This is a genomic window from Sideroxyarcus sp. TK5, from assembly GCF_054601595.1.
The window spans coordinates 177,987-190,356 of the sequence record NZ_BAAHSJ010000004.1; the positions used below are offsets into that span (position 1 = coordinate 177,987).

General features: G+C 59.7%; 13 protein-coding genes and 1 tRNA gene. 12 read left to right on the forward strand and 2 right to left on the reverse strand.

Going from position 1 to position 12,370, the window contains the following annotated elements; translation table 11 throughout:
- Nucleotides 1-17 precede the first annotated feature (17 nt).
- Complete coding sequence (locus tag ACYPYQ_RS08835; protein ID WP_459723111.1) at nucleotides 18-971, forward strand: S49 family peptidase; 954 nt, start codon at nucleotides 18-20, stop codon at nucleotides 969-971.
- On the opposite strand, the gene ACYPYQ_RS08840 is transcribed toward ACYPYQ_RS08835, so the two are convergent.
- Together ACYPYQ_RS08840 and ACYPYQ_RS08845 are read right to left on the reverse strand one after the other, a co-directional pair.
- A complete protein-coding gene (locus ACYPYQ_RS08840; protein ID WP_459723116.1) occupies nucleotides 963-2,996 on the reverse strand; it encodes a thioredoxin domain-containing protein in 2,034 nt (677 codons plus the stop codon). The two genes, ACYPYQ_RS08835 and ACYPYQ_RS08840, sit on opposite strands and share 9 nt — an antisense overlap.
- Nucleotides 2,996-3,592: an arylesterase gene (locus ACYPYQ_RS08845; protein ID WP_459723120.1), complete on the reverse strand. Its 597-nt coding sequence runs from the start codon at nucleotides 3,590-3,592 to the stop codon at nucleotides 2,996-2,998. Before ACYPYQ_RS08845 ends, ACYPYQ_RS08840 begins: the two co-directional genes overlap by 1 nt.
- On the opposite strand from ACYPYQ_RS08845, the gene ACYPYQ_RS08850 reads away from it, so the two are divergent.
- The 11 genes from ACYPYQ_RS08850 to ACYPYQ_RS08900 all read left to right on the forward strand — a co-directional run bounded on the left by ACYPYQ_RS08850 (nucleotide 3,591) and on the right by ACYPYQ_RS08900 (nucleotide 12,369).
- A complete protein-coding gene (locus ACYPYQ_RS08850; RefSeq protein ID WP_459723124.1) occupies nucleotides 3,591-4,259 on the forward strand; it encodes an ABC transporter ATP-binding protein in 669 nt (222 codons plus the stop codon). The genes ACYPYQ_RS08845 and ACYPYQ_RS08850 overlap by 2 nt on opposite strands.
- Nucleotides 4,256-6,730 carry an ABC transporter permease gene (locus ACYPYQ_RS08855; RefSeq protein ID WP_459723128.1) on the forward strand — a complete coding sequence of 825 codons (2,475 nt, stop codon included), beginning with the start codon at nucleotides 4,256-4,258 and terminating at the stop codon, nucleotides 6,728-6,730. The genes ACYPYQ_RS08850 and ACYPYQ_RS08855 overlap by 4 nt, the downstream gene beginning before the upstream one ends.
- A 123-nt stretch (nucleotides 6,731-6,853) precedes the next feature.
- Nucleotides 6,854-7,225, forward strand: coding sequence for a 30S ribosomal protein S6 (gene rpsF / locus ACYPYQ_RS08860; protein ID WP_459723132.1), 372 nt, complete (start codon nucleotides 6,854-6,856; stop codon nucleotides 7,223-7,225).
- 6 nt (nucleotides 7,226-7,231) lie between these two features.
- On the forward strand, nucleotides 7,232-7,528 hold the full coding sequence (gene priB, locus ACYPYQ_RS08865; protein ID WP_459723136.1) for a primosomal replication protein N: 297 nt from the start codon (nucleotides 7,232-7,234) through the stop codon (nucleotides 7,526-7,528).
- Between the two features lie 9 nt (nucleotides 7,529-7,537).
- Entirely contained in the window at nucleotides 7,538-7,807 is a 270-nt protein-coding gene (gene rpsR, locus ACYPYQ_RS08870; protein WP_459723139.1) for a 30S ribosomal protein S18, read from the forward strand.
- A gap of 10 nt (nucleotides 7,808-7,817) precedes the next feature.
- Entirely contained in the window at nucleotides 7,818-8,267 is a 450-nt protein-coding gene (gene rplI / locus ACYPYQ_RS08875) for a 50S ribosomal protein L9 (protein WP_459723141.1), read from the forward strand.
- Nucleotides 8,268-8,365: 98 nt separating this feature from the next.
- Entirely contained in the window at nucleotides 8,366-9,751 is a 1,386-nt protein-coding gene (dnaB, locus tag ACYPYQ_RS08880) for a replicative DNA helicase (protein ID WP_459723144.1), read from the forward strand.
- A 197-nt stretch (nucleotides 9,752-9,948) separates the two neighbouring features.
- Nucleotides 9,949-10,025 (forward strand) — tRNA-Val (locus ACYPYQ_RS08885).
- A 39-nt stretch (nucleotides 10,026-10,064) separates the two neighbouring features.
- Nucleotides 10,065-10,619 carry a P-loop NTPase family protein gene (locus ACYPYQ_RS08890; RefSeq protein WP_459723149.1) on the forward strand — a complete coding sequence of 185 codons (555 nt, stop codon included), beginning with the start codon at nucleotides 10,065-10,067 and terminating at the stop codon, nucleotides 10,617-10,619.
- Between the two features lie 5 nt (nucleotides 10,620-10,624).
- Nucleotides 10,625-11,572, forward strand: coding sequence for an MlaD family protein (locus ACYPYQ_RS08895; RefSeq protein WP_459723154.1), 948 nt, complete (start codon nucleotides 10,625-10,627; stop codon nucleotides 11,570-11,572).
- Complete coding sequence (locus ACYPYQ_RS08900; RefSeq protein WP_459723158.1) at nucleotides 11,572-12,369, forward strand: tetratricopeptide repeat protein; 798 nt, start codon at nucleotides 11,572-11,574, stop codon at nucleotides 12,367-12,369. Before ACYPYQ_RS08895 ends, ACYPYQ_RS08900 begins: the two co-directional genes overlap by 1 nt.
- Nucleotide 12,370 lies beyond the last annotated feature (1 nt).

Consider the following 12,370-nt stretch of genomic DNA (forward strand, 5'->3'; position numbering starts at 1 on the left):
TTCGCAAGGAGTACAAAATGTCAGAACTGGGCAATAACTGGGAACGCAACGTACTGGAGAAGCTGGCACTGTCGGCCATCCAGGAGCAACGCCGCACGCGCCGCTGGGGCATATTCTTCAAGCTGCTGACCTTCGCCTATCTGTTCTTCCTGTTGGCGATGGTATTGGATATCACGGGCGACAGTAGCGACGGTCTTGCCGGCGGCAAGCACACGGCATTGATCGAGGTGAAGGGGGTGATCGCGGCCGACAGCATGGCCAATGCGGACAACCTGATCGGCAGCTTGCAGGATGCATACAAAGACAAACACACGGCAGGCATCATCCTGCGCGTGAACAGTCCCGGCGGCAGCCCGGTGCAGGCCGGTCTGGTGAACGACGAGATCAAGCGCCTGCGCGCGCTGCATCCGGAGATCCCGCTGCATGTGGTGGTGGAGGACATGTGCGCCTCCGGCGGCTATTTCATCGCAGCGGCGGCAGACAACATCTATGTGAACAAGGCGAGCATCGTCGGCTCCATCGGCGTGTTGATGGACGGCTTCGGCTTCACCGGCACCATGGATAAACTGGGCGTGGAGCGACGGCTGATGACGGCGGGCGAGAACAAGGGTTTCATGGATCCGTTCTCGCCGCGCAATCCCAAGCACGAAGCCTTCACCAAGGGATTGCTGGATGATATCCACCAACAGTTCATCGCCGTGGTGCGCGAGGGGCGCGGCAAACGCCTGAAGGAGACGCCGGAGATGTTCAGCGGCCTGTTCTGGACCGGCGACAAGGCGATCGCGATGGGCTTGGCCGACGGTATCGGCAGCGTGGATTCCGTAGCGCGCGACATCATCAAAGCCGAAACGGTGCTTGACTTCACAGCACGCGAGAACATCGCGGACCGTCTGGCGAAGAAGCTGGGCGCAGGTGTGGCGAGCATGTTCCCCGGCTTCGGTGCGCAGGGCGAAGGTGTAGTGCTACGCTAACGCTGCCTTCAGCGCGTTCAAGTCGGTGATAGGTGGCAGGCATTGCGTGCCGCGACACAGCCAGGCAGTGGTCGATGTCTGTTTGGGTTTGGACAGCACTTCAGGTAAACCCTGTTCATCGCCGCGTAACGCGATCACCATCAACTCCGGTACGTAGTTTTCAGAGACAGCCGCCCGCCAGGCGGCTGTCTCTTTCTCATCGCCGCATAACACCAGCAAGGAAGGCGGCTGCAGCAGTTCGCCCAGTGCGGTGTTCAGGCTGCAACACTGACTCGCAGCTTGTTGCATCAGTGGATAGAAAAGTTTCAGGCAGCGTTCTGCGGCATCGCGGTAGCGCGTGTCGCCGGTCAATTCCGCGAGCCGCAACAGCCCTTGTGCGGCGATGCCGTTGCCGGATGGTGTGGCGTTGTCCTGTCCGCTCTTGTTGCGCTGGATGAGTGCTTCGTGGTCGTGGCTGGTGAAGTAGAAGCCGCCATTTTCGACATCTTCGAAGCGTGCGAGCAAAGCCTCAGCGAGTTGCACGGCGAACTGCATGTCCGTTTCGCGATATTCCGTTTGCATCGATTCCAGCGCGGCATCCAGCAGGAAAGCATGGTCGTCCAGATAGGCGTTCAGATGCGTCTTGCCGTCCTTGTGCGTGGCATATAGCTTGCCCTCCTGCCACAGGGTTGCGCGCACGAAATCCATGGCGCGCTGAGCGGAGATTTTCCAATCATCACGCCCGAACACGCGCGCCGCTTTCGCCATGCCGGTGATCATCAGCCCGTTCCAGCTCCCCAATATCTTTTCATCGCGACCGGGGCGGATGCGTTGTTCGCGTGCGGCGAACAGCTTGGCCTGCGCCGATGCAAGCAGCGCGGTTGCCTGTGTCTGATCGAGTTGCAACGACTGTGCGATCGCGCTCAGCGGTCGGCTTACGCGCAGATGCCAGGCGTGGTGTTCGAAGTTGGGTGTGCTGTCCAGAGCGTAATATGGTTTGACGATGGCGTACTCAGCTTCGCTCAACAGGTTGCGGATGTCGTTGCGTTGCCACACATAGAACTTGCCTTCCTCGTGGTCTGAGTCGGCATCCAGCGAGGCATAGTAGCCGCCCAGCGGGGATTGCATCTCGCGCATCACCCAGCCGGCGGTCTGTTCCACGATGCGTGCGAACAGAGGGTCGCGGCTGTTCAGCCAGGCGTCGCTGTACAGGCCGAGCAGCAGGCCGTTGTCGTACAGCATCTTCTCGAAATGAGGGATGTCCCAAGTAGCATCCACGCTGTAGCGGCAGAAGCCGCCGCCGAGTTGGTCGTACAGCCCGCCCAGTGCCATCTGCTGCAGGGTGAACAGCGCGACATGGCGCGCATCCTCGTCCTGATGTGCCTTGGCTTGGCGCATCAGCAGATCGAGTTCGGCCGGATGCAGGAATTTCGGCGCATCGCCGAAGCCGCCGTTCACGCGGTCGCAATCCTGCTTCAGTCTCTGAACCGCACTGGCGAGTGATGAAGCATCGAGCGTCATTTCATCACTGCCCGGTTTCGGCTGCCAGGCGGCGAGGGCGCTGATGAGTTGCTCGCCCTGTGCGGCGAGTTCCTTACGTTGGGCTTTGTAGGCTTGCGCGAGTTGCAGCAGCAGTTGCGGGAACCCGGGCAGGCCGTAACGCGGCTGTTTCGGGAAATAGGTGCCGCTGTAGAACGGTGTACCGTCGGGCGACAGGAACATGGTCAGCGGCCAGCCGCCGCTGCGGCGCGCTAGCAGGTAGTGCGCGTTCTGGTAGATCTGGTCGAGGTCGGGACGTTCTTCCCTGTCCACCTTGATGTTGATGAAGTGTTCGTTCATCACGGCCGCGACGTCCGCATCCTCGAACGATTCGTGCGCCATCACATGACACCAGTGACAGGCCGAATAGCCGATGGAGAGCAGGATGGGTTTGTCCTGCGCGCGTGCCAGTTGCAAGGCTTCAGGCGACCAGGGATGCCAGTCCACCGGATTCTCTGCGTGCTGCAACAGGTAGGGGCTGGTCTCGCGGATGAGGTGGTTGTGCATCAGTTCAGGAGTGGCTTGAGGTGAGGCATCACGTTGCGCAGGATGCGCGGCTGCGCAGCTGCGTTCGGATGCAGGTTGTCGGGCAGGAACTGGTCTGGCGGGATGCCTTCCAGCATGAAGGGCAGCAGGGCGATGCGATGCCTATTCGCCAGCCGGGAGTAGATGTTGCGGAACTGTTCCGTATAGACAGGGCCATAGTTCGGCGGTAACTGCATGCCCAGCAGCAATACTTTGGCATGCGCATTCTTCGCACGCTTGATGATGGTATCGAGATTCTTCTCAGTCTCTGTCAGCGGTGTGCCTCGCAGGCCATCGTTGGCCCCCAGTTCGACGATCACCACGGCGGGGCGATGCTCGGTCAGCGCCTTGTCGATGCGGCGCACGCCACCGGAAGTCGTCTCGCCGCTGATGCTGGCATTGACCACGGAATGAGCATGCAATTCCTGTTGCAGCAGATGCGGCCAGGAAGCTTCGCGCGCGATGCCGTATCCGGCTGATAAACTGTCGCCGAATACGAGGATGTTGCTGGCGGCTTGCGCGAAACCGGGCAGTGCCAGGGCAGCGAGCAGCAAAACGAGATTGAGGAAGATGGTCATGGCAACGATTGTGCAAGCAGCAGGGCTCACCAAGCAAGTGTTAAGCGGCGATAGTCCGCTCACCATCCTGCACGACGTCAGTTTTGCGGTGGAAGCAGGCGATAGCCTTGCCATCGTTGGGGCTTCCGGTTCCGGCAAATCCACTTTGCTCGGCCTGCTGGCTGGTCTGGATGTACCGACCGGTGGCAGTGTGTCTCTGAACGGCAAGGACATCTTTGCGCTGGACGAGGACGGCCGCGCTCGTTTGCGCGGCGAACTGGCCGGTTTCGTGTTCCAGTCCTTCCAGTTGTTGCCCGCGCTGAATGCGCTGGAGAACGTGATGCTGCCGCTCGAATTGGCAGGGTTGCGCGATGCGCGTCAGCGCGCCGAGGAATCCTTGCGGCAAGTCGGCCTCAGCGCCCGCGCGCACCATCTGCCCAAGCACCTTTCTGGTGGTGAGCAGCAGCGCGTGGCACTCGCCCGCGCCTTCGTCTCGCAGCCCAAGATCCTGTTCGCCGACGAACCTACCGGAAATCTCGACGCCGCCACCGGCGCGCAGGTCATCGAACTGATGCTGGAGCTGAATCGCGCACGTGGCACGACCCTGATCCTGGTCACACACGACGACAAGCTGGCTGCACGTTGCAAGCGGCAGTTGCGGCTGGCGGCGGGGCAGGTGGTGCAATGAACCTGTTGTGGCTCTCGCTCAATCTGTTGCGCCGCGACTGGCGTGCCGGGGAATGGCGCGTATTGTTGTTGGCGCTGGTACTGGCAGTCGGCAGTCTGGCCACCGTCGGCTTGTTCGCGGACCGTGTACGGCAGGCTTTACAGCAGCAGGCGCAGAGTCTGATCGGGGCTGATCTGCGCATCACCTCCACACGACCGTTCGCTCCGGTCTACCGCCAGCAGGCTTTGGCGCGTGGCCTTCAGGTGGTGCAGAGCCGGACGTTTCCGAGCATGGTGTCGCATGGCGAGCGGGTGTTGCTGAGCGAGTTGCAGGCGGTGGAGCGCGGGTATCCCTTGCGCGGCAAGATCGAGATCGATGACGGGACGTTGCACGTGGCACGGGCGATCCCTTCCACCGGCACGGTATGGGTGGATGAGCGTTTGCTACGTCGGCTGGATACGCAGGTGGGTGACGAGGTCGGCATCGGTTCGCAGCGCTTCAAGGTGGCGGCACGCATCGTGAAGGACATCGATCAGTCCATAGGCTTCGCCAGTTTCGCGCCGCGCGTGCTGATGAACGAGCAAGACCTGCCGACGACCGGTTTGTTGCAGGAGGGTAGTCGGCTCTCATATCGCCTGATGATCGCAGGCGAGGCGAAGCAGGTGGCGGCATTGAAGGTCGCGCTGCAAGAGCAGTTGTCCGGCAACGAGAAGCTGGAGGATGTGCGCGATGCACGGCCCGAGATCCGCACGGCATTGGAACGCGCCGAGAGCTTCCTTGGTCTGGCGGCGCTCACGGCCGCGATCCTGGCGGGGGCGGCGATGGTGTTGGCGGCGCGGCGTTTCGTGTTGCGGCATCTGGATGGTTGCGCGGTGATGCGTTGTCTGGGGGCGCAGCAGGGGCAGGTGCTGTGGCTGTTCCTGAATCAGTTCATCCTGCTCGGGTTGTTCGCTGTGCTGCTCGGCAGTCTGCTTGGTTATGGCACGCAAGCGATACTGGTGGAGAGCATCGCCAGCATGCGCGATGCGAACCTGCCGCAGCCGGGTGTGTTGCCTTTGCTGCAGGCGTCGGTGAGCGGCTTTGCCTTGTTGCTGGGTTTTGCCTTCCTGCCTTTGTTGCAGTTGCGCAAGGTCACGCCGTTGCGGGTGTTGCGCCGTGAACTGGGGGCGCCGGAAGCCAGTGGCTGGCTGGTGTACGGTGTGGCGACGGGGGTGCTGGCGGGGTTGTTCCTGTGGCATGCCGGCTCCTTGAAGCTGGGTCTGGCTGTGCTGGGCGGATTGCTGGCAGGGCTGGTGCTGTTCGGTTGGCTGGCCTGGTTGTTATTGCATGGCTTGGCGCGTAATGGGTATCTGTTGCATACCCAATGGCGGCATGCGTTCAATAATCTGGCGCGCCACGGCCGCAGTGCGGCCGTGCAGGTGGTGGCGTTGAGTCTGGGCGGTATGGCGCTGCTGGTGCTGACGCTGGTGCGCGGCGATCTGTTGCAGGGCTGGCAGAGCAAGTTGCCGCCCGAGACGCCGAACCGTTTTGTGGTGAATATCCAGCCAGATCAGGTCGGGGCGATAGCGGACTTCTTCAGGCGGCAGGCATTGCCGGTACCCGAGATGCAGCCGATGGTGCGCGGCAGACTGGTCGAGATCGGTGGACGTGCCATCAGTGGTGACGATTATCCCGATCCGCGGGCGCGCGGCCTGGTGGAACGTGAATTCAATCTTTCCTATATGGCGCAGATGCCGTCCTGGAATCAGTTGGTGAGCGGGAATTGGTGGGCCGAAGGTAGCAAGGGCGAGCTTTCGGTGGAAGAGGGGATCGCCAAGACTCTGGGTATCAAGCTCGGCGACTTACTTACCTATGATGTGGCGGGCAGCCGGTTCACCGCGAAGGTGACCAGCTTGCGCAAAGTGGAGTGGGATTCGATGAAGGTGAATTTCTTCGTCATCACGACGCCAGAACTGCTGGAGGATTTTCCGGCCAGCTATCTGTCGAGTTTCTATCTGCCTCCGGAAAAGGTGCAAGCCGGTGATGTGCTGTCACGCGAATTCCCCAATCTGCTGCTGATCGATACCGGCGCAGTGATCGCGCAGGTACGGGGCATCATGGACCAGATCGCGCAGACGGTGAGTGCTGTGTTCTTGTTCACGCTACTGAGTGGACTGGCGGTGCTGTATGCCGCGTTGCTGGCGACGCAGGACGAGCGCAGCCATGAAGCGGCCATCCTGCGCACGCTGGGGGCGGATAGCGGCTATCTGCGCCGACTGCATCTGTCCGAGTTCGCGGTGCTGGGCGGGTTGAGCGGGTTGTTTGCGGCGGGCGGGGCGGTGTTGCTGGGTTGGGTGCTGGCGCGTTTCGTTTTGGAGATACCCGCCACCTTCGATCCGCTGATCTGGCTGGTCGGGGTGAGCGGCGGGATGGCCATCGTGACGCTGTCCGGCTGGCTGGCGACACGCAAGCTGATACGGCGTCCCCCGCTGAGGATTCTCGCGGCAGATTAATGACTTGCCGCTTGACGTGCCGCCCAATATCCCTATAATGCGCGCCTCCCTGAAAAAGGGAGTTTTTAACCTTGCTCCACCGTCCATAGCGTGCCGGGGGGCTTTAATCCACAAGGAGATGTAATGCGACACTACGAAATCGTATTTATCGTGCATCCCGACCAGAGCGAGCAAGTGCCCGCGATGATCGAGCGATATCGCACGTTGGTGACCGGCAAGAACGGTCACATCCACCGTCTGGAAGACTGGGGTCGCCGTCAACTGGCTTACCCGATCCAGAAGATCCACAAGGCACACTACGTGCTGATGAACATCGAGTGCGACCAGGAGACCCTGGACGAACTGGAACACGCTTTCCGCTTCAACGACGCCGTACTGCGCCACCTGACCATCAAGACCAAGGTCGCTGTGACTGCGCCTTCGGTGATGATGAAGGAAGAGAAGTCGCGTTCGTTGACCGATACTGCTGAAGCAGCTCCGGCCGCCGCAGCGTAATTTGGATTGAGCAGCAACCGTTGTGTGATGGACGGGGAAGTGATCGAGTCGGAAGGCTTGCGACACACCCCGGCAGGATTGGCGAGATTGGCGTTCAGGATGCGCCATACCTCGATGCAGCAGGAAGCGGGGATGCAGCGTCAGGTGCAGTGCGAGGTTCCGGCACTGGCGCTTGGCGAAGTGGCTCAGAAACTGGGCAACTTGCAACCCGGTCAGCAGTTAAGGGCTGAGGGTTTCCTGGCGCAGCGCAGTCTGAAGAGTATGCAACTGGTGCTGCATATAGATAACGTCATATTGAGATAGGAGCACAAAATGGCTCGTGTATTTAAGAAGAAGGATGACAAGAAGAACAATTCTTCGCGTCAGCTGTTCAAGCGCCGCAAGTTCTGCCGTTTCACCGCCGAGAAGATCGCGGAAGTGGATTACAAGGACATCAACATCCTCAAGGAATTCGTTTCCGAGAATGGCAAGCTGATCCCGGCTCGTATCACCGGCACCAAGGCACGTTACCAGCGTCAGCTGAGCACTGCAGTGAAGCGTGCACGTTTCCTGGCACTGCTGCCTTACACCGATTTGCACTAAGGAGTAGACCATGCAAGTTATCCTGATGGAAAAAGTGGTCAACCTCGGCCAACTGGGCGATGTTGTCAAAGTGAAGAACGGTTTCGCGCGCAACTTCCTGATCCCGCAAGGCAAGGCCAAGCGTGCGACGGAAAGCAACGTGGCGGATTTCGCCGCACGTCGTGCAGAACTGGAAGCGGCTGAAGCAGCCAAGCTGGCCGATGCGCAAGCGCGCGGCGAGAAACTGAACGGCCTGACCATTCAAATGGTGCAGAAGGCAGGTGTCGACGGCAAGCTGTTCGGTTCCGTGACCAACTTGGACATCGCAACAGCACTGGTCGCTCAAGGCCACCAGGTCGAGAAGGGTCAAGTGCGTATGCCAGATGGTCATCTGAAGCAGATCGGCGATCATGCGGTGAGCATCGCGCTGCATCCTGATGTGGTCGTTGATGTGACCGTGTCGGTGCTGGGCGAGCAGTAATCCTGTCCACACAGGCAGTTACAGGAAAGGACTGGCGACAGTCCTTTTTTGTTGCCTGAAAAGTGTAGAATCCTTCTCCCGTCATTTGTCGCCGAACCATGCAGAACTATTCAGCTCCCGTCGCCGATGCACAGCTTGAAGCGCTGAAGCTCCCGCCTCATTCCGTCGAGGCGGAGCAGTCGGTGCTCGGTGGCATCCTGCTCGATGGCAGCGCCTGGGACAAAGTCTCCGACCTGCTGAACGAGACGGATTTCTACCGATTCGAACACAAACTGATCTGGCGTCATATAGGGCGTCTGAACGAGCAGGCGCGCCCGGTCGATGTGATCACACTGGCGGAGTCGCTGGAGAGCAATGCCGAACTGGAGAAGGCGGGTGGCCTGAGTTATCTGGGCATGCTGGCGCAGAACGTGCCGTCGGCTGCCAATATCCACCGTTATGCCGAGATCGTGCGCGAGCGCGCCATCATGCGCAAGCTGGTGGAGGTCGGCAGCGACATCGCGACCAGTGCCTACAATCCCAGTGGACGGGATGTTGGTCAATTGCTGGACGAGGCCGAGAGCAAGGTCATGCAGATCTCCGAACAGGGTGATCGTGGCAAGCAGGGGTTCATCGCAATCCCGCCTTTGCTGACGCAGGTGGTCGAGCGTATCGAGACCTTGTATGGGCGCGACGATGCCAGCGAGGTGACGGGCGTTTCGACCGGCTTCACCGATCTGGATAGCAAGACGTCCGGCCTGCAACCCGGCGACCTGATCATCGTGGCGGGGCGCCCGAGTATGGGCAAGACCGCGTTCTCCATCAACATCGCGGAGACGGTGGCTCTGGAAGGCAAGCCGGTGGCCATCTTCAGTATGGAAATGGGGGGCGCGCAACTGGCGATGCGTATGATCGGTTCCGTGGGGCGCCTCAACCAGCATACTTTGCGTACCGGTCGTCTGGAGGACGAAGACTGGTCGCGCATGACGCATGCCCTGGGCTTGCTCAACGATGCGCCCATCTTCATCGACGAGACGCCGGGCTTGAATGCACTGGAACTGCGTTCCCGTGCGCGACGCTTGCACAGGCAGAACAATGGTCTGGGGCTGGTTGTGATCGACTATATCCAGTTGATGTCCTCGCCCGCAGGCAAAGGCAGCGAGAACCGCGCCACCGAGATCTCCGAGATATCGCGCTCCCTGAAGTCCCTTGCCAAGGAACTGCATGTGCCGGTGATCGCGCTGTCCCAGTTGAATCGTAGCCTGGAGCAGCGGCCGAACAAGCGTCCGGTCATGTCCGATCTGCGTGAGTCGGGTGCTATCGAGCAGGATGCCGACTTGATCCTGTTCATCTACCGTGACGAAGTCTACAACCCGGACACACCCGACAAGGGCAAGGCCGAGATCATCATCGGCAAGCAACGAAACGGCCCGATCGGTTCGGTCAGCCTGACCTTCCGTGGCGAGTTCACCCGTTTCGAAAACTACGCCCCTGCACAATACTGATCAGCGCATGTTTTAGTGAAGGCTCAGCTTGTGCCGGTGCCTGAACTGCGCACCCGCGCACTCTTTAAATTGCGGCTGAAACCAGCAGCGACTGATCGAACTGGTAGAAGCGCGACAGCGAACGAGAAATATTCGAGATTCTTTGCATAATTCGTTTGCGTGTTTGCGCGGTTCGGTTACAATGCGCGTCCTTTTACAGGCGCGTAGCTCAGCTGGTTAGAGCACCACCTTGACATGGTGGGGGTCGTTGGTTCGAGTCCAATCGCGCCTACCAATTTCTTCTTCTCCTTAACTATCGTTTTTCGAGAAGCTCATGTTCACACTGAGTCTGCATGGAGAAGAAAGCACGCAGGCCCTGCTCCAACCGGGCCGTTCCTATTGCCTTATCGTACGTTCCGAATCCCAGCGTGCCGCTTTGCTCAAGAATCTGGGCGAGCAGGCCGGTGTGGTCATCGTGCCGCACAACGGCGGCCTCATCAGTAATCTCCGTGTCTGGGAGAACATCATCCTGCCCGTGCAGTATCATGGCATACAGTTGCCGGGGAGGCTCGAGGAGAGCGTGACTGACTTGCTCGACCAGTGTGGTCTGTCGGACGAGACCGTGGTGTCTGCCCTGATGCTCAAGTTGCCCGATCAACTCTCCTTGTACGAGAAACGCTTGGTAGGTTTCGTGCGAGCCATGCTGATGGGGCCGGAGCTCATCATCTATGATGGCCTGAATGAAGGCTTGTCACGCAAGGAGTTGTTGATGGTGAACAAGTTCGAAGCGGTGTTCCGTTTGCATTTTCCGTTCCGGACTTCTGTGCTGGTCAGTTTTGAGGAAGATAGTGAAAAGAGCGATCCGGATCAGTTGCTGATCCATCTGTAACGACGATGAAACTGCACAACTACAATCAGCGTTTGCTGAACATCGAACAGCGTACGAAGCGCTTCTTGCTCGGCGCGTTCGGGGCGATGCTGCTGGCCTTGCTGTTGATCGCCATCAAACAGGACTATCTGGTGCGCAGCACCGCCATCTATTTCTTTGCGCCGAATGCGCAAGGTTTGAACCAGGGGATGGCGGTCAAGTTCATCGGGTTCAAGGTGGGGAGTGTCAAGGAAGTCAGCATGGAACCCAATGCGACCGTGCGGGTGAGGGTGGCATTGGACGACGATTATGTGCACCTGATCGGCCAGGATGCGAAAGCGCGTCTGATCAAGGAGGCGCTGGTTGGCGAGAGTGTGGTGGAGATCATTCCCGGTTCGCAACAGGTGCGACAGGTGACACAGAACAGTGTGCTTCAGTTCGAGCGCGGTCAGGATGCCAGCAGCATCGCCGAGAGCATGGCTGCACAGCTGCAGCCTATCCTGAGCGATATCCGCCAGATCACTGCCAGCATCAACGATCCGAATGGCGATATCCAGCAGACGCTGAAGAATCTGAACCAGGTGACGGGCGATCTGCGTGAGACGGTGAACCAATTCACGCAGCTTGCCACGAGTGGCAATCAGAAGCTGGAAAGCGTGCATGGCAAGCTGGACAAGGCTCTGGATAGTGTGAATGCCAATCTGCAGGTGATGGACAAGGCGATCCCGCGTCTGGTCGAGAAGGCAGATGCCACGCTGGACAATGTGCAGGCCGCCACTTCGGATATCCAACGGATGACGGCCGATTCGGCCGGCGAGTTGCCAGCATTCATCCACAATAGCAACGCATTGGTGCAGGACAGCCAGGACATGCTGGATGGCGCGAAGCGCTCATGGCCCTTCAGTGGCTGGTTCAGCAAGCCTGAAGCGCAAGTGTTGCCTGCGGATGGTTATGTGACGCCGGAGAAGCCGTGATGATGGACAGGCTGCGGTTTTCCGCTTCGCTGGTGCTTTCCGGTGTGCTGTTTCTGGCAGCTTGCGGACAGACTGCACCCGTGCGCAACGCAAGGCTGGAGCTGGCGGCAGAGTATAGCCAGAGTGGCCAGCGTGCATACGATCGGGGCGATTATCTGACCGCGCTCAGACAATACGAGATGGCGTTGCAGGTGGATGTCGCCGTCGAGAACACCCTTGGCGTCGCCATCGATATGCTCAATCTGGCCCGGGTGAACCAGTTGCTCGGCCGTGTGGAAGTCGCCCATGCCTATCTGGACAAGTTGCTGCTGGATGATGCGCTGGAATACGGGAACACCTATTTGGCCAATGCTGCCACGCAAAAGGCCTTGTTGATGCTCCATCAAGGGGATGTGAACGGAGCTCGATCCTGGCTGGAAAAAGCATCGGCATGGTGTGTCGCAGAATGTTTGCTCGAGAGCGTGATCGACAATGCACGTGCCGCGATCGCGTTGCGTGAAATGGATGGTGACCAAGCCATGCATTGGGCAGATCGTGCCGCCTCGGCCAGTCGCGGTGATTCACCCCTGGAATATGCCAACGCCTTGCGTCATATGGGCGAAGCTCACCTGATGCGAGGCGAATTCTCGGCTGCTTTGCGTCTGGCGGATGAAGCGCTGGTGCTGGACAAGTCACTGGGATTGCCTGAAAAGATCAGGCAGGATCTATTGCTGTCGGCCCGTGCCTATGAGGGGTTGGGGGATGCCGAGCAAGCCCGGCGATTCCGCGCGCGAGCGGCGCGCATCATCTCAAGGTGAT

Coding starts and splice junctions, on each gene's coding strand:
- ACYPYQ_RS08835 (WP_459723111.1), top strand. CDS start 18: ATGTCAGAACTGGGCAATAACTGGGAACGCAACGTACTGGAGAAGCTG.
- ACYPYQ_RS08840 (WP_459723116.1), bottom strand. CDS start 2,996: ATGCACAACCACCTCATCCGCGAGACCAGCCCCTACCTGTTGCAGCAC.
- ACYPYQ_RS08850 (WP_459723124.1), top strand. CDS start 3,591: ATGGCAACGATTGTGCAAGCAGCAGGGCTCACCAAGCAAGTGTTAAGC.
- ACYPYQ_RS08845 (WP_459723120.1), bottom strand. CDS start 3,592: ATGACCATCTTCCTCAATCTCGTTTTGCTGCTCGCTGCCCTGGCACTG.
- ACYPYQ_RS08855 (WP_459723128.1), top strand. CDS start 4,256: ATGAACCTGTTGTGGCTCTCGCTCAATCTGTTGCGCCGCGACTGGCGT.
- rpsF (WP_459723132.1), top strand. CDS start 6,854: ATGCGACACTACGAAATCGTATTTATCGTGCATCCCGACCAGAGCGAG.
- rpsR (WP_459723139.1), top strand. CDS start 7,538: ATGGCTCGTGTATTTAAGAAGAAGGATGACAAGAAGAACAATTCTTCG.
- rplI (WP_459723141.1), top strand. CDS start 7,818: ATGCAAGTTATCCTGATGGAAAAAGTGGTCAACCTCGGCCAACTGGGC.
- dnaB (WP_459723144.1), top strand. CDS start 8,366: ATGCAGAACTATTCAGCTCCCGTCGCCGATGCACAGCTTGAAGCGCTG.
- ACYPYQ_RS08890 (WP_459723149.1), top strand. CDS start 10,065: ATGTTCACACTGAGTCTGCATGGAGAAGAAAGCACGCAGGCCCTGCTC.
- ACYPYQ_RS08895 (WP_459723154.1), top strand. CDS start 10,625: ATGAAACTGCACAACTACAATCAGCGTTTGCTGAACATCGAACAGCGT.
- ACYPYQ_RS08900 (WP_459723158.1), top strand. CDS start 11,572: ATGATGGACAGGCTGCGGTTTTCCGCTTCGCTGGTGCTTTCCGGTGTG.